Here is a 26797-nt window from a genome sequence, read left to right as displayed (position 1 = left end):
ATGCCGCAACGATAGCACAGCCCGGGAAAATGCAGCGAGACCAGCGCCCGAGCACGATGCCTGAGAAAAGCCGGAAACATGGGCGTCAGTCCAACTCCAGCATCAACCCGCTCAGACGCTTGACCTTGCGCCGAACAGCCTCTTCGAACACTCCGGCACGGGGCTCGATCAGGCTGAACCAGTCCTTGGCCCGGGTGATACCGGTGTAGATCAGCTCCTTGGTCAGCACCGGGTTCAAAGCGTCGGGCAGGATCAACGCGGTGTGGGCGAACTCCGAGCCCTGGGACTTATGCACAGTCATGGCGTAAACGGTTTCCACGTCATTGAGCCGGCTTGGCAGCACCAACCGCACCCCGCCCTGGCCATCGTTGCGCGGAAAGGCGACGCGCAGCACCTGACGCCCCGCCTCCGAGCCTTCCTGCTCCGGCAGTTTCAGGGCGATGCCGATATCACCGTTCATCAGGCCCAGGCCGTAATCGTTGCGGGTCATCAGCACCGGGCGGCCCTCGTACCATTGCTGGTCACTGTCGATCAGCCGGGCCTTGAACAGCGCCTGGGTGATCCGCAGGTTCAGGCCTTCGACACCCCAGGGGCCCTTGCGCACCGCGCACAGCAATTGGAAGCGATCAAAGGCCTGCAGGACATGGCGCGCCCAGTCGGTCCAGCGCCGATCCTCCAGAGGCGTACCCGGCGGCGGGCGCTGGCTGCGCAGTACATTCAGGTAGTGGCGGTAGCCTTGCGGCCCCTCGCCATGGCCCTCCAGCAGCAGCCGCTCCAGGGCCCGATCCTGCTCGCCCTTGAGGCTCAGGCCATACAGGTCGGCATGGCTGCGAGCCGCCAGCAGGCGCCGGGCTTCATCGGCCTGCTGCTGGTTGACCCAACGCGCCAGCTGGCCGATGCCGCTGCCTTCGCCGAAACGCCGGGAATGGCGCAGCATCACCACCTGCTGCGCCAGGGGATGCTGGTGGGCGCTGTCTTCCTGCAGGCCGCTGGCTCCCAGGTTCTCGCCACTGACCGCCTCCAGCCAGGCCCGGGTCTGCGGGTTGTACCAACCGGCCTCGGCGTCACGGCACAGGTCGCCGAGCACGGCGCCGGCTTCCACCGAGGCCAGTTGGTCCTTGTCCCCCAGCAACACCAGGCGTGCATGGATGGGCAAGGCGTCCAGCAGGTTGGCCATCATTTCCAGGTCGATCATCGAGGCTTCGTCCACCACCAGGACATCCAGGGGCAAGCGGTTGCCGGCGTGATGGCGGAAATGCCGGGTGCCCGGGCGATTGCCCAGCAAGCGGTGCACGGTGGTCACCTCGCTGGGGATCATTTCCCGCACCTCATCGGGCACCGCGAGGGAACGCACCTGCAAGCTGATGGACTCGGTCAGGCGCGCCGCGGCCTTGCCGGTAGGCGCCGCCAGGCGAATGCGCAGCGGCTTGCGTGCTTCCACCGCCGGGCCCTGGAGCAAGGCCAGCAGGCGCACCACGGTGGTGGTCTTGCCGGTGCCGGGGCCGCCGGTGATGATGCTGAAGGCGCCCCGGGTGGCCAGGGCACAGGCGAGTTTCTGCCAGTCGACGGGCCCCGCCGCCTTGGCCGGGCCGAACAGCCCGTCGAGGCGCGCCGCGAGGTTTTCCGGGGTGGCCTCGGCCAAGGCCAGGCGCTGGTGCAAGGCGTTGTCGATACGCCGCTCATAGGCCCAGTAGCGGCGCAGGTACAGGCGCTTGCCGGACAGCACCAGCGGCCGCTGCCGGGAAGACTCGGCATGATCCGCCGCCAGGGCCACCAGGCGGCTGCCGGCCAGGACCTTGCACCAGTGCGCCCCTTCAAGCCCCATCAACACCTGGGACGGCAGCGCCGGTGCGCCGTTTTGTGCGTCGCCTTCGGGCGGCAGCGACAGGGCGAAGTCCGGCTCCTTGAGGGTTTCGAACAGGTCCAGGCAGACATGCCCGTGCCCCAGCTGATGGCTGGTCAGGGCCGCGGCCATCAGTACCAGCGGATCACAGCCCGGGTCCAGCTCATGCAGGAAGCCGACAAAGGCCCGGTCCAGGGAACGCAGCCAGCCGCGCTCGACCCAGCGTTCAAGCAACAGCAGCAAGTCGTCGGCGCGGCTCAGGGGCGCCAGGTCGAAGGCCGGTTGCGGCGCCTGGTCCAGTGCATCGAACAGGTCCTGGGTCATAGCAGCACTCCCTGCTCCCAGGCGGGCTCGGCCTTGGGTGGCTCGGGCTGGCCCTGGAACATGCGGTCCAGTTGCTCGATCAACTGTCGAGGCGGCCGGGCGAAGTAGGCCCCCTGGCTGGCGGCACGGGTGCCCCGCAGGAACAGGTACAAGGCGCCGCCCACATGGCGATCGTAGTCGTAGTCCGCCAGCCGGGCCTTCAATTGCCGGTGCAGGGCCAGCAGGTACAGCACGTATTGCAGGTCGTAACGGTTGTCGAGAATCGATTGTTCCATGGCCTGCTCGGTGTAGGCCGCGTCGTCCGCGCCCAGCCAGTTGGATTTGTAGTCGGCCACGTAATAGCGGCCCTGGTGCTCGAAGGTCAGGTCGATAAAGCCCTTGAACATGCCGTTGAGCAATACCGGCTCGGCCGTGACTCGGGGCGCGCCCTGATGGGTTTGCTGGCGTACCCGCTCATCGAGCTTGAGCACATCGACCTTGTGGCTGGCGAACCAGAACTCCATCTCGACCCGGTACTGGGTCAACTGCCCGAGCACCACCGGTGCCTGGCCCTCGCCCAGGGGCAAGGGCGCTTGCAGCAGGTGCTGCAGCCAGTCGCTCAGGGTCGGGATCCAGCCTTGCCAGCCGCGGCGATTGCAGCGCCGGGCCACGGCGTCCTCGATCGCCTCGGGGGCAGCGGCAAAAGCCTCCTCCCCGGCCCACTCCAGCAGGCCATGAAGGAAGGTCCCGGGGTTCGGGCCGCGGGGGAAGCGGTGGATATCGCCGCCGCTGGCCAGGGTTTCCCGAGGAGCTTCGGGGTCCAGGCGTTCGTCGTCGAAGAGTTTCTGCGCCTGGGGGTTTTCCGGCGCCTCGGTGCTGCCCGCCCCCAGGATGTCGCTGATGCGCAAGGCACTGTAGGAGGCAATCCACCAGTTTTCCGCGGCGCGACGGCTGGGCGTCAGCGGCGCCAGCAGGGTGGCCTCGTTGCGCGGTGGCTGATAGCGCTGGTCATCGACGACGGGCAGCTCGGACACGCCAATCGCAGCGCAGCCCTGCTGCAGGTCCAGCAGCCAGCGCAACAAGGCGCTGGATTCGCCCAGGACATCGCCGCCGCCCAGCAGGTAACCCAGGGCCGAAAGGTGCAACACCGAGCTGCTGTGATTGCCCCGCTTGAGATCGGCCACCCCCAGCCAGCAGGCATGCTGGGCCCGGGTCAGGGCCACATAGAGCAGCCGCAGGTCTTCCGCCAGGCGCTCTTCATCGGCCAGGGCAATCAGCTCCGGGGTGGGCCGTAGGCTGACCTGGGGCTTGCCGGCAGCATCGTGGTAATGCAGCGGCAAGCGGCTGCCATCCACCGGCTTGGTGGAACAGATGAAGGGCAGGAGCACCAAGGGGTATTCCAGGCCCTTGGACTTGTGGATGGTCACCACCTTGACCAGTTGCTCATCGCTTTCCAGGCGCAGGATCTGCTCCTCCCCTGCCTGCCCGGACAGCGCCAGGTGCTCGGCCAGATGGCGGATCAGGGCCTGCTCGCCGTCGAGTTCGGCGGCGCTTTGTTGCAGCAGCTCGGACAGGTGCAGAAGGTTGGTCAGCACCCGCTCGCCATCACTGCGGGCCATCAGCGCCTGGGGCAGCTGGAAGTCATGCAGCAGGCGCCGCAACATCGGCAGCACGCCCTGGCTGCGCCAGATCGCCCGGTAGCCACGGAACTGCATGACCCGCGCTTCCCAGGCCAGTTCATCCTGGTTAAGCCGCTCCAGCTCCAGCAGCGGCAGGTTCAGGGTCAGGGACGCCAGGGCCGCGCGCAGCGGCCGCTCCACGTCCGGCTCGGCGCAAGCCTTGAGCCACACCAGCACATCCCGGGCTTCCTGGGCGGCGAACACCGAGTCCTTGTCCGACAGGTACACACTGCGCACCCCGCGGGCGGCCAGCTCGCCGCGCACGGCCTGGGCCTCCTTGCCATCGCGCACCAGGATCGCGATATCCGCCGGCAGCAAGCCTTTCAGCGCTTGCTGCTCACGGACAAACCCACTGCGCCCCTGCTGGCCGCCATTGAGCAGGCCGACAATCGCAGTGGCGCAAGCCGCCGCCTGATGCTGGCGATACTGGGCCCCGGACAGCGGCTGTTCCGAAGGCAATTGCCAGAAGTTAAGTGCCGGCACCGGCTGGCCGTCGACCAGCAGTTGCTCCTTGCGCCCCTGGGCGGCCACCGCCAGGAATGGCACCGGGTTCTCGCCATCCGCTTCGCGAAACAGGAAGGCTCCCTGTCCCTGCGGCCGCTGTTCGGCTTGCAGGAACACATGGTTGACCGCGCTGACCATGGCCTGGCTGGAGCGGAAGTTGGTACCCAGGGTGTGCAGGCGCCCGCTGGTGGCCTGGCGTGCCCGCAGGTAGGTGTAGATATCGGCGCCACGGAAGGCGTAGATCGCCTGCTTGGGATCGCCGATCAGGAACAGGCCGGTCTCGGGGTCGTTGGCCTCGATCCGGTAGATGCTTTCGAAGATCCGGTACTGCACCGGGTCGGTGTCCTGGAATTCGTCGATCAGGGCCACCGGGAACTGCTCGCGGATCAGGGTCGCCAGGCGCTCGCCGCCATCGCTCTGCAGGGCGCTGTCCAGGCGCAGCAGCATGTCGTCGAAGCCCATCTCGGCGCGCCGCCGCTTCTCTTCTTCGAAACGTGCCCCCACCCATTGCGCGGCGTGTTGCAGGACCGCCGCATCCGGGCTGGGCAAGGCATCGAGGCTGGCCTTGAGCACGGCCATGGCGTCGAGCCCGGGGTGATCGGGGGCCGCGCCTTTCCAGGCCTCGCTCATACCTTCGGGGGTCAGGCGGGTGAAGCCGGTGCCGATGTCCAGTTGCTCGACGGATTCGTCCTCGGCCCAGGCACTGATCTTTTCGAACCAGGGCTCGAAGAACCGGGCCTGCATCTTGCGCCCGTCGACGCTCTTGCTGGCCACGCCTTGCAGGCAGATCTCCCGCAGTTGCGCGGCCCACTCGCGCCAGGGCGCCTTGATCTGCACCAGGGCTTCACGACGTTCTTGCAGGCAGGCTTCGATCAACTCGCTCGGCGTCTGCTCGGGTGGGTCCCGACGCTCGTTGCCGAACATTGCCCGCACCCGGGGCATGAGTTCGGCCGGCCCGACCCAATGGCTGCGCACCCAGTTCAGGGCATCACCCTGCATCGGGTAGCAGAACAGCCGCCAGTAATCGCGCAGAACCTGGCCCAGCAGGTCGCTGTGGTCGGTTTCCAGGGTCTGGGTGAACAGGCTGCCGCTGTCGAACGCATGTTCGCGCAACATGCGCTGGCACCAACTGTGGATGGTCGAGACCGCGGCCTCATCCATCCATTGCGCGGCGATGTCCAGGCGATTGGCACAGGCGGCCCACTGCTCGACGGGGTATTGCTCACGCAACTCGACGATCAGGCCATCGGGGGCGCTGGTTTCATCGCGAAAGAAGCGCGCGGCCTCCGCCAGGCGCGTGCGAATGCGCTCGCGCAATTCCTTGGTGGCGGCATCGGTAAAGGTCACCACCAGTATCTGCGGCGGCAGCAATTCACGCCCGAAACCCGCCGCCTCACCGCCATGGCCCAGCACCAGGCGCAAGTAGAGCGCGGAGATGGTGAAGGTCTTGCCGGTACCGGCACTGGCCTCGATCAACTGGCTGCCGCGCAGAGGAAATGCCAGGGCCAGGGGAGCTTGTGCAGTCATGCGCCTGCCTCCTCGCCGAGCGCCGAACGCCAGGGAGCATTCAACAGGGGTCGATAAAGGGTCTCGGCCCAACCGCTGAAGGTTTCATCGGCGATCAGTGCGTTGTAGTCGGCGAATTGGCGGGCCAGGGCCGGGCTTTGCCGGCGTTCGCCCTCGCTGTTCTGGCCGTCGCCATCGTAGGTCTTGCGTGCAGCGGCCGCGGCTTTGTCCGGGTCGCTCTGGCCCAGCCAGGCGAAGGCGGTCTTGATCGCCACCGGCAGCGGCTGGCGCATGCCGGCCTGCCAGGCCTGCAGCAGGTTGCCGAGAATCTGCCGGGCCACCTCCTGCTCCAGCGGCGGCAACAACAGGCTGTCATCGCTGGCCACCAGCGCGGTGGTCAAGGAGTAACCACTGGCGCAGGCCAGCAGATGATTGACCCAAGGCTTGATCAGCCGATGCCATTTACGGGTCTTGGTCGAGCCGATGCCGTTGGGGATGGCGCTCACAGCCAACAACCCGCCATCAGCTCGCTGGTGCAGGCTGCTGAGCCAACCTTCCAGGCGCACGCCTTGCAGTTCCAGGCTCACAGGCAGCGCACTGGTTACCGGGGTCGGCCACAGGTCGAGCAGTTGCCGATAACGCTGCAACAGGTCCGGCAGGGGCTCCAGCAGTTCGCGCTGCAGGCATTCGCCAAAACCGGCCATGGGCAACAGGCCACTGGCTTGCAGCCTCTGGGCCTGGGCCTGCAAGGCTTGCTCGGGCTGCGCGGCGTCGCCCAGCGCCGCTTCCAGCAGGCTGTCGCTGAGGCTGTAGCGCTGTAGAGCATCGAGCACGAAGGGCTCTTCATCGGCCAGCGGTGCTTCCATGGCTTCAAAGAACACCTTGAGCCTTTGGCTGAAGAAATGCCGCACCGGGTTGCGCAGGAAATCCTGCAACTGGGCAAGGCTCAGGGGCTCGTCCTGGACATAGGGTTCCAGGCGTTCGACTGCGCCCAGTTCCTCTCGGACCTGATGCAGCACTTGCCACTCCCGGGCGTAGCTGAACAGCGTGTCGCTGTCGTGGAAATAGCGGGCACTGAAGGGTTGCAGGGGATGCTCCTGGGTCAGGGCCTCCAGCAGGGAGTCCTGCTCATTGGGCAGCCGCCAGCCGCTGGCCAGGTGATCGCGCAACTGGCCGATCAGGACCGAGGCCGGGCGCTCGCTGTTGTCGCGAATGCTGCGGCCAACCCAACTGACATAAAGTTGGTCACGAGCCGAGAGCAGCGCTTCAAGCAGCAGGTAACGGTCGTCTTCGCGCCGTGATCGGTCGCCGGGGCGGTAGTCGCTCCCCATCAGGTCGAAGTCCAGAGGCGGCTGCGCCCTGGGGTAATCGCCATCGTTCATGCCCAGCAGGCACACCAGCTTGAAGGGGATGGCGCGCATTGGCATCAGGGTGCAGAAGTTCACCGCTCCGGCGAGGAAACGCTGGGACAGGCGCCCCTGGTCCAGGCCGGCCAGCCAGGCTTCGCGGACCACCGTCAGCGGCAACTGATCTTGCAGGCCCACAGACTCGCAGGTTTCCAGCCAGGTTTCCCGCAGGTCGTCGAGCTGTCCCAGCAGGTAATCATCGTGCTCGTTGCTGGCAAGGAAGAACTGTTCCAACAGGTTGTGCAGGCGCTCGCCCCACTCCGCCGGAACCGCCGGCTGGGTGAGTTGCTGGTAGGCGATCTGCAGGGCGTCAAGAAGGGCGACCAGGGGACCGATCAGCGCCGCATCCAGGCCACCGATCTCGTCATAAGGCTCGATACCGTCACAGGCGTCGGAGCGGCCGACGGCATAACCCAGGAGCATGCGCCGCAAGCCGAAACGCCAGCTGTTCTGCTCCAGTTCCGGGGGCAGCCCCAGTTCTGCGCGCTGCTCGGCATTCATTCCCCAACGGATGCCGGCACCTTCAATCCAGCGGTGCAGGGTCGGCAGGTCGGCTTCGTCGACGCCAAAACGCGCACGCAGGGCTGGAACGTCCAGCAAGTCGAGAATCTCACTGACCGGAAAACGACTGTCCGGCAGCTTCAATAGATGTTCGACGGCGATCAGCAGCGGGTCACGGCCACGCTGGCCCTGGTCAGTGAGGGTAAAGGGAATGAAGCGCCGGTCATCCCGCTCCAGCTGGCCGAACACGGCGCGGATATGCGGGGCGTAGCTGTCGATGTCCGGGACCATGACGATCACATCCCGGGGCCGCAGATCGGGCTCTGCACTGAAGCGCGCCAGGAGCTGGTCGTGAAGGATTTCCACTTCTCGCTGGGCGCTGTGGGCAATGTGAAAGCGGATCGATTGATCGTGCTGGATATCGACCTGCGGCCACAACTCACGTGTTTCGTTCAGCGGGCGCAGTTCGAGAATGTCGTCCTGCAATTGCTGGAGCATGCTGGCCGGCTGGCTGTCACTGAACAGATCGATCCGGCCATCGCGAAAAGCGCTTCGATAGCTGTTGGGATCGTCATAGCTGTCCAGCAGGTTGATGTAGTCACGGCCTTGCTTGCCCCAGGCGGCCAGCAGCGGGTGGGCGTGCTGGTGCAGGGTTTGCGGATCCAGGGCCTGAGGCATGCCGGCCTTGCGCGCCTGGCGTTTGTATTGGTGGCGCAGCAGGTCCTTGTCGGCAACGATATCGGCCCAGTGATGGCGACAAGGGTTGTGCACACACAGCAGCACCTGACTGAAGCGGGCCAACCCGGCCAGTGCCTCCAGGGCCTGGGCCGGCAGCGAAGAGATACCGAAAACGATCACTCGGGACGGCAAGCCCCTGGGCGCCACCTCCAGTTGGTTGATCCGCTCGATAAAGCGCTGGTGAACGCCTGCGCGACTCTGGGCCATCCCCTCGGTGCCGACATCCAACAGCAGCGCGCGCCATAGCTCGGCCTGCCAGCAGTTGGCAGGCGTCAGGGCCTTGGTTTCACCACGACCATTGCGCAGTTGGTGGCGGCCGGCGGCCCAATCCTCCAGCCAGTCGGCTCGATATACCTGGTATTGGTCGAACAGATCGGCCAGACGCTCGGCCAATTGATAGCGCTTGCGCAGGTCACTGTCGTGGGTCAGGAAGCGTTGCAGGGGTTCGAAATGCGGCTCATCGATCAACTCCGGCAACAGGCGCATCAGCCGCCAGGTCAGGGGAGCTTTATCCAGCAGGGATTTGGGCGGGATTTCGTCTCGCCCCAGGACCAGGCGGTACAACTGCCACATGAAACTGCCCGGCAATTGCACATCAATGGCAGCGGCAATACCGCAGCCACCGCCGTCATCCACTTCGGGGTCTTCGGCCAGGGCCAGTTTCAGCCATTGGGCGATACCGTTGCTCTGTACCAGGGCAATTTCATTTTCCAGGGGCGCCAGGGGATAACGCCGCATCCAGCTGACCACCAGGCTGCGCAACTCGTCCAGGCGGTTACCGTGAACCACCATGAAACCAGGGTTGAGGGACGAGGCGTCCGGCATAAAGGCTTCCTTGGAGAATGCAAAAAGCTAGGGCGGAACCTTAGCACTGTCACCGGGCAGTGGCAGCCAGGTCGAGCAAACAGTGACAGAGAAAGCGCCAGGCTTTTATGTCGCGCAAAAACAAAACCCCAACTGCATGTGCAGTTGGGGTTTCGGAATTTAATCTTGACGATGACCTACTCTCACATGGGGAAACCCCACACTACCATCGGCGATGCATCGTTTCACTTCTGAGTTCGGGATGGGATCAGGTGGTTCCAACGCTCTATGGTCGTCAAGAAATTCGGTAGCCAGTCCGTTGCTTGTGCAACGTGCCAGCGAATGGGTATGTAATAGATTTGTGTGTTCGCAAACTTTCGGTTTGTATCGTCTTCACACACCGCAACTCGCTTCTTAAGCAAATTGCTTGGGTGTTATATGGTCAAGCCTCACGGGCAATTAGTATTGGTTAGCTCAACGCCTCACAGCGCTTACACACCCAACCTATCAACGTCGTAGTCTTCGACGGCCCTTTAGGGAACTCAAGGTTCCAGTGAGATCTCATCTTGAGGCAAGTTTCCCGCTTAGATGCTTTCAGCGGTTATCTTTTCCGAACATAGCTACCCGGCAATGCCACTGGCGTGACAACCGGAACACCAGAGGTTCGTCCACTCCGGTCCTCTCGTACTAGGAGCAGCCCCTCTCAAATCTCAAACGTCCACGGCAGATAGGGACCGAACTGTCTCACGACGTTCTAAACCCAGCTCGCGTACCACTTTAAATGGCGAACAGCCATACCCTTGGGACCGGCTTCAGCCCCAGGATGTGATGAGCCGACATCGAGGTGCCAAACACCGCCGTCGATATGAACTCTTGGGCGGTATCAGCCTGTTATCCCCGGAGTACCTTTTATCCGTTGAGCGATGGCCCTTCCATACAGAACCACCGGATCACTAAGACCTACTTTCGTACCTGCTCGACGTGTCTGTCTCGCAGTCAAGCGCGCTTTTGCCTTTATACTCTACGACCGATTTCCGACCGGTCTGAGCGCACCTTCGTACTCCTCCGTTACTCTTTAGGAGGAGACCGCCCCAGTCAAACTACCCACCATACACTGTCCTCGATCCGGATAACGGACCTGAGTTAGAACCTCAAAGTTGCCAGGGTGGTATTTCAAGGATGGCTCCACGCAAACTGGCGTTCACGCTTCAAAGCCTCCCACCTATCCTACACAAGCAAATTCAAAGTCCAGTGCAAAGCTATAGTAAAGGTTCACGGGGTCTTTCCGTCTAGCCGCGGATACACTGCATCTTCACAGCGATTTCAATTTCACTGAGTCTCGGGTGGAGACAGCGCCGCCATCGTTACGCCATTCGTGCAGGTCGGAACTTACCCGACAAGGAATTTCGCTACCTTAGGACCGTTATAGTTACGGCCGCCGTTTACCGGGGCTTCGATCAAGAGCTTCGCGTTAGCTAACCCCATCAATTAACCTTCCGGCACCGGGCAGGCGTCACACCCTATACGTCCACTTTCGTGTTTGCAGAGTGCTGTGTTTTTAATAAACAGTCGCAGCGGCCTGGTATCTTCGACCGGCATGAGCTTACGGAGCAAGTCCTTCACCCTCACCGGCGCACCTTCTCCCGAAGTTACGGTGCCATTTTGCCTAGTTCCTTCACCCGAGTTCTCTCAAGCGCCTTGGTATTCTCTACCCAACCACCTGTGTCGGTTTGGGGTACGGTTCCTAGTTATCTGAAGCTTAGAAGCTTTTCTTGGAAGCATGGCATCAACCACTTCGTCACCTAAAAGGTAACTCGTCATCAGCTCTCGGCCTTAGAACCCCGGATTTACCTAAGATTCCAGCCTACCACCTTAAACTTGGACAACCAACGCCAAGCTGGCCTAGCCTTCTCCGTCCCTCCATCGCAATAACTAGAAGTACAGGAATATTAACCTGTTTTCCATCGACTACGCTTTTCAGCCTCGCCTTAGGGACCGACTAACCCTGCGTCGATTAACGTTGCGCAGGAAACCTTGGTCTTTCGGCGTGGGTGTTTTTCACACCCATTGTCGTTACTCATGTCAGCATTCGCACTTCTGATACCTCCAGCAAGCTTCTCAACTCACCTTCACAGGCTTACAGAACGCTCCTCTACCGCATCACTTACGTGATACCCGTAGCTTCGGTGTATGGTTTGAGCCCCGTTACATCTTCCGCGCAGGCCGACTCGACTAGTGAGCTATTACGCTTTCTTTAAAGGGTGGCTGCTTCTAAGCCAACCTCCTAGCTGTCTAAGCCTTCCCACATCGTTTCCCACTTAACCATAACTTTGGGACCTTAGCTGACGGTCTGGGTTGTTTCCCTTTTCACGACGGACGTTAGCACCCGCCGTGTGTCTCCCATGCTCGGCACTTGTAGGTATTCGGAGTTTGCATCGGTTTGGTAAGTCGGGATGACCCCCTAGCCGAAACAGTGCTCTACCCCCTACAGTGATACATGAGGCGCTACCTAAATAGCTTTCGAGGAGAACCAGCTATCTCCGAGCTTGATTAGCCTTTCACTCCGATCCACAGGTCATCCGCTAACTTTTCAACGGTAGTCGGTTCGGTCCTCCAGTCAGTGTTACCTAACCTTCAACCTGCCCATGGATAGATCGCCCGGTTTCGGGTCTATTCCCAGCGACTAGACGCCCTATTAAGACTCGCTTTCGCTACGCCTCCCCTATTCGGTTAAGCTTGCCACTGAAAATAAGTCGCTGACCCATTATACAAAAGGTACGCAGTCACAGAACAAAGTCTGCTCCCACTGCTTGTACGCATACGGTTTCAGGATCTATTTCACTCCCCTCTCCGGGGTTCTTTTCGCCTTTCCCTCACGGTACTAGTTCACTATCGGTCAGTCAGTAGTATTTAGCCTTGGAGGATGGTCCCCCCATATTCAGACAAGGTTTCTCGTGCCCCGTCCTACTCGATTTCATGACTAAGAGATTTTCGCGTACAGGGCTATCACCCACTATGGCCGCACTTTCCAGAGCGTTCCGCTAATCTCAAAGCCACTTAAGGGCTAGTCCCCGTTCGCTCGCCACTACTAAGGGAATCTCGGTTGATTTCTTTTCCTCAGGGTACTTAGATGTTTCAGTTCCCCTGGTTCGCCTCTTGCACCTATGTATTCAGTACAAGATAACCATCTTATGATGGCTGGGTTCCCCCATTCAGAGATCTCCGGATCAAAGTCTGTTTGCCGACTCCCCGAAGCTTATCGCAGGCTACCACGTCTTTCATCGCCTCTGACTGCCAAGGCATCCACCGTATGCGCTTCTTCACTTGACCATATAACCCCAAGCAATCTGGTTATACTATGAAGACGACATTCGCCGAAAATTTGCATTCTTAATTAAAAGAGAACTCACAAATTTTACCTTAGCCTGATCCGTTACCAGTGAAAGTAACGTTCAGTCTATCTTTCTATCACATACCCAAATTTTTAAAGAACGATCTAATCAAAAGACTAGAAATCAACATTCAAAGTGAATGCTCATTTCTAAGCTTTCAGAAGCAGTTTATGGTGGAGCCAAGCGGGATCGAACCGCTGACCTCCTGCGTGCAAGGCAGGCGCTCTCCCAGCTGAGCTATGGCCCCATAACAAAATTGGTGGGTCTGGGCAGATTCGAACTGCCGACCTCACCCTTATCAGGGGTGCGCTCTAACCAACTGAGCTACAGACCCAATTTCGAGCTTGTAACTGTTAGCTTGGAGCTATCAGCTTGGAGCTTAAAGCTGCTTCTATCGTCTTCTTCAATGAATCAAGCAATTCGTGTGGGAGCTTATGAAGCAGCTGATGTCGTCGATTAAGGAGGTGATCCAGCCGCAGGTTCCCCTACGGCTACCTTGTTACGACTTCACCCCAGTCATGAATCACACCGTGGTAACCGTCCTCCCGAAGGTTAGACTAGCTACTTCTGGTGCAACCCACTCCCATGGTGTGACGGGCGGTGTGTACAAGGCCCGGGAACGTATTCACCGCGACATTCTGATTCGCGATTACTAGCGATTCCGACTTCACGCAGTCGAGTTGCAGACTGCGATCCGGACTACGATCGGTTTTATGGGATTAGCTCCACCTCGCGGCTTGGCAACCCTTTGTACCGACCATTGTAGCACGTGTGTAGCCCAGGCCGTAAGGGCCATGATGACTTGACGTCATCCCCACCTTCCTCCGGTTTGTCACCGGCAGTCTCCTTAGAGTGCCCACCATAACGTGCTGGTAACTAAGGACAAGGGTTGCGCTCGTTACGGGACTTAACCCAACATCTCACGACACGAGCTGACGACAGCCATGCAGCACCTGTCTCAATGTTCCCGAAGGCACCAATCTATCTCTAGAAAGTTCATTGGATGTCAAGGCCTGGTAAGGTTCTTCGCGTTGCTTCGAATTAAACCACATGCTCCACCGCTTGTGCGGGCCCCCGTCAATTCATTTGAGTTTTAACCTTGCGGCCGTACTCCCCAGGCGGTCAACTTAATGCGTTAGCTGCGCCACTAAGAGCTCAAGGCTCCCAACGGCTAGTTGACATCGTTTACGGCGTGGACTACCAGGGTATCTAATCCTGTTTGCTCCCCACGCTTTCGCACCTCAGTGTCAGTATCAGTCCAGGTGGTCGCCTTCGCCACTGGTGTTCCTTCCTATATCTACGCATTTCACCGCTACACAGGAAATTCCACCACCCTCTACCATACTCTAGCTTGCCAGTTTTGGATGCAGTTCCCAGGTTGAGCCCGGGGCTTTCACATCCAACTTAACAAACCACCTACGCGCGCTTTACGCCCAGTAATTCCGATTAACGCTTGCACCCTCTGTATTACCGCGGCTGCTGGCACAGAGTTAGCCGGTGCTTATTCTGTCGGTAACGTCAAAACAATCACGTATTAGGTAACTGCCCTTCCTCCCAACTTAAAGTGCTTTACAATCCGAAGACCTTCTTCACACACGCGGCATGGCTGGATCAGGCTTTCGCCCATTGTCCAATATTCCCCACTGCTGCCTCCCGTAGGAGTCTGGACCGTGTCTCAGTTCCAGTGTGACTGATCATCCTCTCAGACCAGTTACGGATCGTCGCCTTGGTGAGCCATTACCTCACCAACTAGCTAATCCGACCTAGGCTCATCTAATAGCGTGAGGTCCGAAGATCCCCCACTTTCTCCCGTAGGACGTATGCGGTATTAGCGCCCGTTTCCGGACGTTATCCCCCACTACTAGGCAGATTCCTAGGCATTACTCACCCGTCCGCCGCTCGCCACCAGGTACAAGTACCCGTGCTGCCGCTCGACTTGCATGTGTTAGGCCTGCCGCCAGCGTTCAATCTGAGCCATGATCAAACTCTTCAGTTCAAACATCTTTGGGTTTTGAGAAAACCCTAAACTTGGCTCAGCAATCGTTGGTTACATCTTTGATTTCTCGCGGAGTAACTTGTGATGCTGATAATCTTTTTGACTATCAGTCTGACTCCACAAGCACCCACACGAATTGCTTGATTCAGTTGTTAAAGAGCGGTTGGTTAAGATCTTTCGTCTCAACCGAGGCGCGCATTCTACAGCAGCCTCATTTGCTGTCAAGTGATTTTTTTAAGAAGTTTTCAAAGTTTCCTTTTTAACTTCAACCACTTGCGCTTCCGATCTCTCGTTAGCGGGAGGCGAATTCTACAGCGTTACACGCTGCTGTCAACACCTCTTTTCAACCGCTTTCGACCGAGAGGATCGAATCGTTAATAAGGCGAAAACTGACTGCCTTACCAACTGCTTCTGGCTTCGATGAACTGAAGCGTAACCGCTGTCGAAAACTGCGTAACTCATTGAATCTCAAGGAGTTTTCCGTTTCGACTGCGCCGGAAGTGGGGCGAATTATAGACCTGTAGAATCTGCCGTCAACAGTTATTTTCATAAATCTGTCATATCGGTCAGAAAAGCCCATAAAAGCAAAGGCCGGCCCCAAGGGGCCGGCCTTTATTGCTTCACTCTTACAGGCTAGGGAAGGCGAACTGCGAGGCTTCGTGGCTGGCACGTTGCGGCCAGCGCTGGGTGATCGCCTTGCGACGGGTATAGAAACGCACACCATCGGGACCGTAGGCATGCAGGTCACCGAACAGTGAACGCTTCCAGCCACCGAAGCTGTGATAGGCCACAGGTACCGGCAGCGGCACGTTGACGCCCACCATGCCCACTTCGATCTCGTCGCAGAACAGACGTGCCGCTTCACCGTCACGGGTAAAGATGCAGGTACCGTTGCCGTACTCGTGATCGTTGATCAGTTGCATGGCCTCCTCCAGGCTGTTGACCCGGACGATGCACAGCACTGGCCCGAAGATCTCTTCCTTATAGATGCGCATCTGCGGGGTAACGCGGTCGAACAGGCAGCCACCGAGGAAGAAGCCGTCTTCATGACCGGCCACGCTCAGGCCACGACCGTCCACCACCAGTTGCGCACCTGCGGCCACGCCGTCTTCTACATAACCACTGACCTTGTCACGCGCCTGGGCGGTAACCAGCGGCCCCATGTCCAGGCCACAGGAAGTACCGGCACCAATCTTCAGCGCCTTGATCTGTGGCACCAGCTTGGCCACCAGGGCATCGGCCACCTGGTCGCCCACGCACACGGCTACCGAGATCGCCATGCAACGCTCACCACATGAACCGTAGGCCGCGCCCATCAACGCGCTGACGGCGTTATCCAGATCGGCATCCGGCATCAACACCGCGTGGTTCTTCGCCCCACCCAGAGCCTGAACGCGCTTGCCGCGCTTGGTGCCTTCGGCATAGATGTACTCGGCAATCGGCGTCGAACCGACAAAACTCAGCGCCTTGACTTCCGGTGCCTCGATCAGCGCGTCCACCGCAGTTTTGTCACCGTGCACCACGTTCAGCACGCCCTTGGGCAGGCCGGCCTCATGTAGCAGTTCGGCAATCAGCAGGGTCGAGCTTGGGTCACGCTCAGAAGGCTTGAGGATGAAGCAGTTGCCACAGGCGATCGCCAGCGGATACATCCACAGCGGCACCATGGCCGGGAAGTTGAACGGGGTAATGCCGGCCACTACGCCCAGCGGCTGGAAGTCGGACCAGGCGTCGATGTTCGGGCCCACGTTACGGCTGTACTCGCCCTTGAGGATTTCCGGTGCGGCGCAGGCGTATTCGACGTTCTCGATACCGCGCTTCAATTCGCCAGCAGCATCTTCCAGGGTCTTGCCGTGCTCTTCACTGATCAGCTTGGCAATACGGGCTTCGTTCTGCTCCAGCAATTGCTTGAAGCGGAACATCACCTGGGCGCGCTTGGCCGGTGGCGTATTGCGCCAGGCCGGGAATGCCGACTTGGCCGAGTCGATGGCTTGCTGGATGGTTTCACGGCTGGCCAGCGGCACTTTATGGATCGCCTGACCGGTGGATGGGTTGAACACGTCAGCGCTGCGACCGTTGTCGCTTACCAGCTCACCGTGGATCAGGTGTTGAATCAGACTCATGCGGGGACTCCTGAAAGAGGGAAAGCGCAGGCGCGAAACACTTCGCGCCTGCTTCTATATAAGAGGGATCGAATCAGTCGAGCTTGCTCAGCACTTCGCCAACCGCGTCGAACAGACGATCGAGGTCTTGCGGCTTACTGTTGAAGGTTGGGCCGAACTGCAGGGTGTCGCCGCCGAAGCGCACATAGAAACCGGCTTTCCACAACGCCATGCCAGCCTCGAACGGACGCACGATGGCATCGCCATCACGGGGTGCAATCTGGATCGCGCCAGCCAGGCCGAAGTTACGGATGTCGATCACGTTCTTCGTGCCCTTGATGCCGTGCAGTGCATTCTCGAAATGCGGGGCAACCTCGGCCACGCTCTGGACCAGGTTTTCCTTCTGCAGCAGGTCCAGTGCCGCCAGGCCCGCAGCGCACGCCACCGGGTGAGCCGAGTAGGTGTAGCCGTGGGGGAATTCCACTGCGTACTCGGGTGTCGCCTGGTTCATGAAGGTCTGATAGATCTCGGAGCTGGCAATCACCGCGCCCATGGGGATCGCGCCGTTGGTGACCTGCTTGGCCACGCACATCAGATCCGGCGTCACGCCGAAGCTGTCAGCGCCGAACATGGCACCGGTACGGCCGAAGCCAGTGATCACTTCGTCGAACACCAGCAGGATGTTGTGCTGGTCGCAGATTTCCCGCAGGCGCTTGAGGTAACCCTGTGGCGGCACCAGCACGCCAGCCGAGCCGGCCATCGGCTCGACGAAGACTGCAGCGATATTGGAAGCATCGTGCAACTCGATCAGCTTCAGCAGCTCATCGGCCAGGGCAATACCGCCCTGCTCCGGCATGCCACGGGAAAACGCGTTACTGGCCAGCAACGTATGCGGCAGGTGGTCCACATCCATCATTGCCTGGCCGAACAGCTTACGGTTGCCGTTGACACCGCCCAGGCTGGTGCCGGCGATGTTCACCCCGTGATAGCCACGGGCACGGCCGATCATCTTGGTCTTGGTCGACTGGCCTTTCAGGCGCCAGTAGGCACGCACCATCTTCACTGCGGTATCGGCGCACTCGGAGCCGGAGTCGGTGAAGAACACGTGGTTCAGGTTGCCCGGGGTCAGGTCGGTGATTTTCTCTGCCAGTTGAAACGACAGCGGGTGACCGTATTGGAAGCCAGGGGAGTAATCCAGGGTGCCCAACTGCTTGGCGACCGCTTCCTGGATCTCCTTGCGCGAGTGACCGGCGCCGCAGGTCCACAGACCCGACAGCGAGTCATAGATCTTGCGGCCCTTGTCATCCACCAGCCAGCTGCCTTCGGCGCCGACGATCAGGCGCGGGTCACGCTGGAAGTTACGGTTGGCGGTGTAGGGCATCCAGTGAGCGTCGAGCTTGAGCTGGCTGGCCAGGGACTGAGGGGCGGTTTCCGGCATGTTCATGAGCAAAACCTCGCAAGGCAATGAAGCGGCGTAGGAATGAAAAGCGTTGTTGCAGCTAAGTTGCCACGGCTATAAAGTCGGTGAAATCCAACTTTAATAACCTTCAGTCTGGCATCCACTAAACTATGAGCAGCCGTCGAGCCGACCCGCTGGCGCAAGTCAGCGACTTTGATATCCGCCTGCTGCGGATCTTTCGCAGCGTGGTGGAGTGCGGTGGTTTCTCCGCCGCGGAAACCGTGCTCGGCATCGGCCGCTCGGCCATCAGCCAGCAGATGAGCGACCTGGAGCAACGGGTCGGCCTGCGCCTGTGCCAGCGCGGGCGCGCCGGGTTCTCCCTGACCGAGGAGGGCCGCGAGGTCTATCAGTCGACCCTGCAGCTGCTCAGTGCCCTGGAAAGCTTCCGTACCGAGGTCAACGGCCTGCACCGCCACCTGCGCGGCGAATTGATCATCGGCCTCACAGACAACCTGGTGACCCTGCCCCACATGCGCATCACCCACGCCCTGGCGCAATTGAAGGAGCGTGGCCCGGACGTGCAGATCCAGATCCGCATGATCGCCCCCAACGAAGTCGAGCAAGGGGTGCTCGACGGCCGCCTGCATGTCGGCGTGGTGCCCCAGGCCAGTGCCCTGCCCGGCCTGGAATACCAGCCGCTGTATGACGAGCGCTCGCTGCTGTACTGCGCAGTGGGCCACCCGCTGTTCTATGTGGATGACCGGCAACTGGACGACCAGCGCCTCAACGACCAGGACGCCATCGCCCCGACCTTTCGCCTGCCGGCCGAGATCCAGGCCCACTACCAGGCGCTGAATTGCACCGCCAGCGCATCCGACCGGGAAGGCATGGCCTTCCTGATTCTCACCGGCCGCTACATCGGCTACCTGCCGGACCACTACGCCAGCCTCTGGGTGCAGCAGGGCCGGTTGCGTGCCCTCAAGCCCAAGTCACGCTTCTACGACCTCAGCCTGGCATCGGTCACGCGCAAGGGTCGGCGCCCTCATTTGGTGCTCGAAAGCTTTCTGGAGAGCCTGGCGGCAACCCGCTAGAGCGTCTCCACTCACCAGCAAGGCCCGGTATTCAAAGGCCCGCACCGCAAAACAGAAAAAATAACCTGAGCACCTGGACAGCTTTTTGCAAAGACCTCGGCACCTTGAACCCTAGCCCGAGCTCCACGCCATGCAGCCAGATGCTTCCCGCCCCAGCGAACTGATCTACGGCCTCGACGACCGCCCGCAACCGCTGCCCGCGCTGCTGGCGGCCCTGCAGCATGTGCTGGCCAGCTTTGTCGGCATCATCACCCCACCACTGGTGATTGGTTCGGCCCTGGGCCTTTCGGCGTACCTGCCGTACCTGATCAGCATGGCGCTGATGGTCTCCGGGGTCGGCACCTTTATCCAGGCCCGGCGCCCCTGGGGCATCGGGGCCGGCATGATCTGCCTGCAAGGCACCAGCTTCGCCTTCCTCGGCGCCGTACTGTCGGCGGGGTTCCTGGTCAAGCAACGGGGCGGCAGCCCGGAAGACATCCTGGCGATGATCTTCGGCGTGTGTTTCTTCGGCGCGCTGGTGCAGATCGTCCTTAGCCGCTTTATCGGGCGACTGCGCCGGGTGATCACCCCGTTGGTGACCGGCATCGTCATTACCCTGATCGGCATCAGCCTGATCAAGGTCGGCATCACCGACCTGGGCGGCGGCTTCAATGCCGCGGACTTCGGCGCCCCGGGCAATCTCGGCCTGGGCCTGCTGGTGCTGCTGACCATCATTCTGCTCAACCGCAGCAACACCCCGTGGGTGCGCCTCAGCGCCATCATCATCGGCCTGGCCCTGGGCAGCCTGGCGGCCTGGTTCAGCGGCAAGCTGGTGCCCCAGCCGCTGCCGGACCTGCCGTTGATCAGCCTGCCCCTGCCCTTCAGGTACGGCTTCAGTTTCGACTGGAGCGCCTTTATTCCCGTAGCCCTGATCTACCTGATCAGCACCCTGGAAACCGTGGGAGATCTGACCGCCAACTGCATGCTGGCGCGCCAGCCCATTAGCGGCCCTTCCTATATAAGCCGGCTCAAGGGCGGGGTCCTGGGGGACGGCGTCAGTTGCATGATCGCCGCCACCTTCAGCGCCTTCCCCAACACCACCTTCGCCCAGAACAACGGGGTGATTCAGTTGACCGGTGTGGCCAGCCGCTTCGTCGGCCTGTACATCGGCCTGATCCTGTTCTGCCTGGGCCTGTTCCCGCTGATCGGCGCGCTGCTGCAACAGATCCCCAAGCCGGTACTCGGCGGTGCCACCCTGGTGATGTTTGGCAGCGTCGCCGCAGCCGGGGTACGGATCCTCGCCCAGGCCCCGCTGGACCGGCGCAGCATGCTGATCATCGCCACTTCGTTCGGCGTCGGCCTGGGCATCGCCGCGCAACCGAACCTGCTGCACCTGCTGCCCAAGGTGGTGCAGAACCTGTTCGATTCGGCGATCACCAGCGGCGGCCTCACCGCCTTGCTGATGAGCCTGCTGTTGCCGGAAAGCAAGGGCGCGGCGAATGACGCAAATCCGATTCCGGAAAACGACACCCTGAGGGCCCACTGAGGCTTTTGTAGCGCCAAGGCTTGTCTGATCCACGTGGGTGCGCTATCAACGCACAGGTTGCACCCACAGACTTGCTCGGAAACCTCCATGACCTTTGAAGTCCCCGCCCACAGCGCTCCTCACCCCGGCAAACCCGCCAGCCGCATTCGGCAGAAGAATGAAGAGGCCATCCTCCAGGCCGCCGAGGACGAGTTCGCCCGTCACGGTTTCAAAGGCACCAGCATGAACACCATCGCGCAGAAGGCCGGCCTGCCCAAAGCCAACCTGCACTACTACTTCACCAACAAGCTGGGGCTGTACATCGCGGTGCTGAGCAACATCCTCGAACTCTGGGACAGCACCTTCAACACCCTCACCGCCGAAGATGATCCGGCCGAAGCCCTGACCCGCTACATCCGCGCCAAGATGGAATTCTCCCGCCGCCAGCCGCAAGCCTCGCGGATCTTCGCCATGGAGATCATCAGCGGTGGCGAGTGCCTGAGCGAGTATTTCAGCCAGGACTACCGCGCCTGGTTCCAGGGCCGCGCCGCGGTGTTCCAGGCCTGGATCGACGCCGGCAAGATGGACCCGGTAGACCCGGTGCACCTGATCTTCCTGCTGTGGGGCAGCACCCAGCACTATGCCGATTTCGCCACCCAGATCTGCCGCGTCACCGGGCGCACCCGGCTGACCAAGCAGGACATGGAAGACGCCGGCAACAACCTGATCCGCATCATCCTCAAAGGCTGTGGCCTGACACCTGCACTGAAAGACTGACCCCCATGCCCTTTACCCTGGCCGGCCTCTGCGAATACCGCGAGGAAATTCGCAAAAGCCGCTTCATCACCTTTGCCGCGCCCATCTGCAGCGCGGCCGAGGCCCAAGCCTTCATCCAGCAGTACAGCGACCTCAACGCTTCGCATAACTGCTGGGCGTGGAAACTCGCCGACCAGTACCGCAGCAACGACGACGGTGAACCCGGCGGCACCGCCGGGCGACCGATCCTCGCGGCCATCGAGGCCCAGGACTGCGACCAGGTGGCGGTGCTGGTGATCCGCTGGTACGGCGGCATCCAGCTGGGCACCGGCGGCCTGGCCCGGGCCTATGGCGGCGGCGCCAACAAGTGCCTGCAAGGCGCCGAGCGCATCGCCCTGGTCAACCGCGTACCGCTGCGTTGCGCCTGCAGCTTCAGCGAACTGGCGCTGGTCAAGCTGCGGGTTGCCGAACTGGGCGGGCTGCTGGTCCAGGAAGACTTCACCGCCAACGGCGTAGAGCTGCAACTGGCCCTGGGCGAAGAGCAGATCGATACCCTGCAGCAACAGCTGGCGGACCTCAGCCGCGGGCGCATCCTTTTGCAGCGCTGAAAGCACCAACCCGGCCCGGACCACCCTGTGCATAACCCGCAAGGGCCCCGGGCACTTGCCCACATCTACTGTGCACCCGACTGTGGATAAGCTGAGCACATAGCGCTGTAACCCTTCTGCAACGTGGCTTTGCGGGCTTTGTTCATTTTTTGTCCAAAGCGTCCCCAGGAAGCTTTTTTCCACAGCGAAACAGCCACTTAAGCCGGTTTATCGCAGTTCACGGGCAAGCCAGTGGTGCTGATGCCCAAGCGCCGCTCTTGCACACAATTACTGTGGAGCAAGCTGTGGATAACCCGTGCAAGGCTGCTCCAGCCCCTGATTGCGCAGGGTCTGCAGGCAACTGATCATTTTCTGCGCAACGGCCTGGGGACAAAAACAGCGCCTTTTCAAACACCTTGCCCCGAAGTGGTGCCAGGACCCTGGTCCTGTCAGCCAGGCAGGATGCCGCCCGGGAGCGCTTCACCGGCTTTCCTGACCCACTGGCCAGGAAATTGCTTTATCCACAGGCACAACTCCCAGAAGCCGAGCCTGTCATGTCCAATCACCCTGCACCCAGCAGCCAGGCACCACGCCTGCAACTGCGCCGGATCAGCAAACGCTATCCCGGCTGCCTGGCCAACGACGCCATCGACCTGAACATCGCTGCGGGTGAAATCCATGCGTTGCTGGGCGAAAACGGCGCCGGCAAAAGCACCTTGATGAAGATCATCTACGGGGTGGTCCAGGCCGATTCGGGGGAGCTGCTCTGGCAAGGACGACGCCAGCTCATCGACAACCCGGCCCAGGCACGCAGCCTGGGGATCGGCATGGTGTTCCAGCATTTCTCGCTGTTCGAAACCCTCAGCGTGGCGCAGAACATTGCCCTGGCCATGGGCGCCGGCGCCGGTACGCCGAGCCAGCTGGAAGGCAGAATCCGCGAGGTTTCCCAGCGTTACGGCATGGCCCTCGAACCCCAGCGCCTGGTGCACAGCCTGTCCATCGGCGAACGCCAGCGGGTGGAAATCGTCCGCTGCCTGATGCAGGACATCCGCCTGCTGATCCTCGACGAGCCGACCTCGGTCCTGACCCCGCAGGAGGCCGACGACCTGTTCGTCACCCTGCGTCGGCTGGCCGACGAAGGCTGCAGCATCCTGTTCATCAGCCACAAGCTCGCCGAGGTGCGCGCCCTGTGCCACAGCGCCACGGTGCTGCGCGCGGGCCGGGTGGCCGGGCACTGCAGGCCGGCGCAGTGCTCGGATCGCGAGCTGGCACGGCTGATGGTAGGGGACGCGGCGGCGATGATCACCGACTACCCGAAAGCCCGCGGCACGAACGACTTCCTGCGCCTGGACAACCTCAGCTGGGACAACCCCGATCCTTTCGGCTGCTCACTGAAGAACATCGACCTGCGCCTGCGCAGCGGCGAGATCGTCGGCATCGCCGGAGTCGCCGGCAATGGCCAGGACGAACTGCTGGCCCTGCTCAGCGGTGAACAGCGCCTGCCCCGTGGCGAAGCCGAACGTATCTGTTTCGCCGGCCAGGGCGTGGCTCATCTGTATCCCGACGCCCGACGCCAGCGCCGCCTGGCTTTCGTTCCCGCCGAACGCCTGGGCCACGGTGCGGTGCCGGAACTGAGCCTGGAGGACAACGCCCTGCTCAGCGCCTTTCAACAGGGCCTGGTGCGCCACGGGCTGATCCAGCGACGCAAAGTGCGGGAACTGGCCGAGCGCATCATCCAGCGTTTCGGGGTCAAGAGCGCCGGTTCCCAGAGCCCGGCCCGCAGCCTGTCCGGCGGCAACCTGCAGAAATTCATCCTGGGCCGCGAGATTCTCCAGCAGCCTCGCCTGCTGATCGCCGCGCACCCGACCTGGGGCGTGGATGTAGGGGCCGCCGCCACTATCCACCGCGCACTGATCGCCTTGCGCGATGCCGGCGCGGCGATCCTGGTGATCTCCGAAGACCTGGACGAGCTGTTCCAGATCAGCGACCGCCTCGCGGCCCTGTGCGCTGGACGCCTTTCGCCCCTCAAGGCCTGCGCCGACACCTCGCTGGTGGAGGTTGGCGGCTGGATGGCCGGCCACGCCGATTCCCTGCCCTCACCCGCTGCCCTGGCGATTTAACGGAGCTGTCCATGCTGCTTTCACTCGAACCCCGTGGCCGCCAGTCGCGGCTGATGCTCTGGTGCTCGCCACTGCTGGCGGCGCTGCTGACCCTGGGCTGCGGTTCCCTGCTGTTCATGACACTGGGGCATGACCCCTGGCTGACCTTGCACACCCTGCTGATCGCCCCGGTCAGCGACTTGTATGGCGTGTCCGAACTGCTGGTCAAGGCGCTACCTATCCTGCTCTGTGCCCTGGGCCTGGCGGTGGCCTACCAGGCGCGGGTGTGGAACATCGGCGCCGAGGGCCAATTGCTGCTCGGGGCCCTGGTCGGTAGCGCCCTGGCGGTCAATCTCATCGAACTGCAAAGCCGCTGGGCGCTGGTGCTGATCCTGCTTGCCGGAACCCTGGCCGGGGCCGCCTGGGCCGGGCTCACCGCCTGGTTGCGCACCCGCTTCAACGCCAATGAAATCCTCACCAGCATCATGCTCAACTACATCGCCCTGAACCTGTTGCTGTACTGCGTGCATGGACCGTTGAAAGACCCCGCCGGGTTCAACTTTCCCGAGTCGGCGATGTTCGGCGACGCCAGCCGCCTGCCGCTGCTGATGGAAGACGGCCGGGTCCACGCCGGGGTGTACTTCGCCCTGCTGGCCCTGGTGGCGGTCTGGGTGCTGCTGCAGAAAAGCTTTGTCGGCTTCCAGATCAGGGTGCTCGGCCTGGACCAGCGTGCCGCCGGCTTCGTCGGCTTTCGCCAGAAGCGCCTGGTCTGGCTGGCGCTGTTGACCAGCGGTGCGCTGGCAGGGCTGGCCGGGGTCTGCGAAGTCGCCGGCCCCATCGGCCAACTGGTGCCCCAGGTGTCTCCCGGCTACGGCTACGCGGCCATTACCGTGGCTTTTCTCGGCCGCCTGAACCCCATCGGCATTGTGTTTTCCAGCCTGCTGATGGCGTTGCTGTACATCGGTGGCGAGAGCGCGCAGATGAGCCTCAACCTGCCCCAGGCCATCACCCAGCTGTTCCAGGGAATGATGCTGTTCTTCCTCCTGGCCAGCGACGTGTTGATTCTCTATCGCCCGCGCCTGAACCTGCGTTGGGTGCGCCGTAACGCCAGCGCCACTGCTACCGCCGGAGCCCTGTGATGGATATCGATCTGCTGAGCAATATTCTCTACGCCATGGTCCGCTGCGGCACCCCGCTGCTGCTGGTGGCCCTGGGGGAACTGATCTGTGAAAAGAGCGGCGTCCTCAACCTGGGGCAGGAAGGCATGATGCTGTTCGGCGCGGTGATAGGTTTTATCGTCGCCCTCAACAGCGGCCATTTGTGGCTCGGGGTGCTGCTGGCGATGGCCGCCGGAATGCTGCTGGCGGCGCTGTTCGCCCTGGTGGCCCTGGTGTTCACCGCCAACCAGGTGGCTACCGGGCTGGCGCTGACGATCTTCGGGGTCGGCCTGTCGAGCTTTGTCGGCGCGGCCTGGGTCGGCAAGCCCCTGGCCGGCTTCGAACCGCTGGCGCTGCCGCTGCTGAGCGAGATCCCGCTGATCGGCCGCATGCTGTTCGCCCAGGATTTGCTGGTGTACCTGTCCTTCACCCTGTTCGCCCTGGTGGCCTGGGTGGTTCTCAAAAGCCGGGTCGGCCTGATCATCCAGGCTGTCGGCGAGAACCCCGACGCCGCCAGCGCCATGGGCCTGCCGGTACTGCGGGTGCGCGCGCTCGCGGTGCTGTTCGGCGGCGCCATGGCGGGGCTGGCCGGGGCCTACCTGTCCCTGGCCTACACCCCGATGTGGGCCGAGAACATGAGCGCCGGACGCGGCTGGATCGCCCTGGCGCTGGTGGTGTTCGCCAGCTGGCGGGTGTGGCGGCTGCTACTCGGCGCCTACCTGTTCGGCCTGGCGAGCATCCTGCACCTGGTGGCCCAGGGCCTGGGCCTGGCGATTCCTTCCAACCTGCTGGCGATGCTGCCCTATGCCGCGACCATCCTGGTGCTGGTGCTGTTGTCCCGAGACGCCTTGCGCACCCGCCTGTACGCACCGGTGTCCCTGGGCCAGCCGTGGCAGGCGGGGCACTAAATGACCGCCACGGCCCCCGCAGGCACCGGCTTGCCGGAGAAGTCTTTCACCGGCCACAACTGCGCCACGCACCAGGCAAGCTCGAAAAACAGAATCACCCCGATCAACGCCGTAGCGCCGTGCATCAAGGCATACACCTGCCAGGTGGCAAACAGGATGCGCCCCACTGCGTCATAACGACCAAACGCCTGCTGCGGATCACGAATCCGCAGCACCGACCACACACAGACAATCGAGCCCATCAGGTTGGCCATCAGCAGGTGCATCGGCTCGAACGGCGGCAGGCTCCCCGGCAGGTGCAGGGCCCAGCCCTGCATCAGCCCGTGCAAAGCCATGAAACTCCAGGGGGTGACGAAGGCCAACGTCACCAGCAAGTCGTACCAGCCGCTGGCCCGGACCAATGTTCGATACTGTTCGCTCGTCCACATAAATGCTGCTCCATAGATTCAAGGAGCGCGCAGGCTAAAGCCTCGAGTATGCTCCAGGGTCAAGCCCTTTCAAGGCCCGCACATGCGCATTGGAGAA

At 61.8% G+C, this 26797-nt stretch carries 13 protein-coding genes, 2 tRNA genes and 3 rRNA genes; 7 read left to right on the top strand and 11 right to left on the bottom strand.

What is annotated here, in order from left to right; all coding sequences use genetic code 11:
- Window positions 1–85 precede the first annotated feature (85 nt).
- The 10 genes from recD to aptA form a co-directional block, all read right to left on the bottom strand.
- Window positions 86–2167 carry an exodeoxyribonuclease V subunit alpha gene (gene recD, locus PFLCHA0_RS03755; protein ID WP_015634041.1) on the bottom strand — a complete coding sequence of 694 codons (2082 nt, stop codon included), beginning with the start codon at window positions 2165–2167 and terminating at the stop codon, window positions 86–88.
- Window positions 2164–5856: an exodeoxyribonuclease V subunit beta gene (recB, locus tag PFLCHA0_RS03750; RefSeq protein ID WP_015634040.1), complete on the bottom strand. Its 3693-nt coding sequence runs from the start codon at window positions 5854–5856 to the stop codon at window positions 2164–2166. The genes recD and recB overlap by 4 nt, the downstream gene beginning before the upstream one ends.
- A complete protein-coding gene (gene recC, locus PFLCHA0_RS03745) occupies window positions 5853–9305 on the bottom strand; it encodes an exodeoxyribonuclease V subunit gamma (protein ID WP_015634039.1) in 3453 nt (1150 codons plus the stop codon). The genes recB and recC overlap by 4 nt, the downstream gene beginning before the upstream one ends.
- A 163-nt stretch (window positions 9306–9468) precedes the next feature.
- Window positions 9469–9584: ribosomal RNA gene (rrf, locus tag PFLCHA0_RS03740) — 5S ribosomal RNA — on the bottom strand.
- Between the two features lie 138 nt (window positions 9585–9722).
- Window positions 9723–12614: ribosomal RNA gene (locus PFLCHA0_RS03735) — 23S ribosomal RNA — on the bottom strand.
- Between the two features lie 233 nt (window positions 12615–12847).
- Window positions 12848–12923: transfer RNA gene (locus PFLCHA0_RS03730), tRNA-Ala, on the bottom strand.
- A gap of 10 nt (window positions 12924–12933) precedes the next feature.
- Window positions 12934–13010, bottom strand: a tRNA-Ile gene (locus PFLCHA0_RS03725).
- Window positions 13011–13133: 123 nt separating this feature from the next.
- A 16S ribosomal RNA gene (locus PFLCHA0_RS03720) occupies window positions 13134–14672 on the bottom strand.
- Together the 16S, 23S and 5S rRNA genes with 2 tRNA genes alongside form the textbook arrangement of a ribosomal RNA operon.
- A 626-nt stretch (window positions 14673–15298) precedes the next feature.
- Window positions 15299–16792, bottom strand: coding sequence for a CoA-acylating methylmalonate-semialdehyde dehydrogenase (locus PFLCHA0_RS03715; RefSeq protein WP_011059103.1), 1494 nt, complete (start codon window positions 16790–16792; stop codon window positions 15299–15301).
- Between the two features lie 73 nt (window positions 16793–16865).
- Window positions 16866–18215, bottom strand: coding sequence for an omega-aminotransferase AptA (gene aptA / locus PFLCHA0_RS03710; protein ID WP_015634038.1), 1350 nt, complete (start codon window positions 18213–18215; stop codon window positions 16866–16868).
- Between the two features lie 125 nt (window positions 18216–18340).
- On the opposite strand from aptA, the gene PFLCHA0_RS03705 reads away from it, so the two are divergent.
- The 7 genes from PFLCHA0_RS03705 to PFLCHA0_RS03675 all read left to right on the top strand — a co-directional run bounded on the left by PFLCHA0_RS03705 (window position 18341) and on the right by PFLCHA0_RS03675 (window position 26272).
- Window positions 18341–19261 (top strand): LysR family transcriptional regulator, encoded by a 921-nt coding sequence (locus PFLCHA0_RS03705; RefSeq protein ID WP_011059101.1) that lies wholly within the window; start codon window positions 18341–18343, stop codon window positions 19259–19261.
- A 130-nt stretch (window positions 19262–19391) separates the two neighbouring features.
- Window positions 19392–20786, top strand: coding sequence for a uracil-xanthine permease family protein (locus PFLCHA0_RS03700; protein ID WP_015634037.1), 1395 nt, complete (start codon window positions 19392–19394; stop codon window positions 20784–20786).
- Window positions 20787–20873: 87 nt separating this feature from the next.
- Window positions 20874–21542, top strand: a complete 669-nt coding sequence (locus PFLCHA0_RS03695) for a TetR/AcrR family transcriptional regulator (protein WP_011059099.1) — start codon at window positions 20874–20876, stop codon at window positions 21540–21542.
- A 5-nt stretch (window positions 21543–21547) separates the two neighbouring features.
- Window positions 21548–22129: an IMPACT family protein gene (locus PFLCHA0_RS03690; protein ID WP_015634036.1), complete on the top strand. Its 582-nt coding sequence runs from the start codon at window positions 21548–21550 to the stop codon at window positions 22127–22129.
- 533 nt (window positions 22130–22662) lie between these two features.
- Complete coding sequence (locus PFLCHA0_RS03685; protein ID WP_015634035.1) at window positions 22663–24228, top strand: ABC transporter ATP-binding protein; 1566 nt, start codon at window positions 22663–22665, stop codon at window positions 24226–24228.
- An 11-nt stretch (window positions 24229–24239) separates the two neighbouring features.
- Window positions 24240–25346, top strand: a complete 1107-nt coding sequence (locus tag PFLCHA0_RS03680; RefSeq protein ID WP_011059096.1) for an ABC transporter permease — start codon at window positions 24240–24242, stop codon at window positions 25344–25346.
- Window positions 25346–26272, top strand: a complete 927-nt coding sequence (locus tag PFLCHA0_RS03675) for an ABC transporter permease (protein WP_011059095.1) — start codon at window positions 25346–25348, stop codon at window positions 26270–26272. Before PFLCHA0_RS03680 ends, PFLCHA0_RS03675 begins: the two co-directional genes overlap by 1 nt.
- On the opposite strand, the gene PFLCHA0_RS03670 is transcribed toward PFLCHA0_RS03675, so the two are convergent.
- The gene (locus tag PFLCHA0_RS03670) at window positions 26269–26700 is read right to left on the bottom strand and encodes a hypothetical protein (protein WP_015634034.1); all 432 of its coding nucleotides are present in this window, start codon (window positions 26698–26700) and stop codon (window positions 26269–26271) included. The two genes, PFLCHA0_RS03675 and PFLCHA0_RS03670, sit on opposite strands and share 4 nt — an antisense overlap.
- Window positions 26701–26797 lie beyond the last annotated feature (97 nt).

The organism is Pseudomonas protegens CHA0, assembly GCF_000397205.1.
Taxonomy (GTDB): Bacteria; Pseudomonadota; Gammaproteobacteria; order Pseudomonadales; family Pseudomonadaceae; genus Aquipseudomonas; species Aquipseudomonas protegens.
Note: the sequence above shows the minus strand (reverse complement) of the source record. Positions and strands in the feature narration are given on the sequence as shown.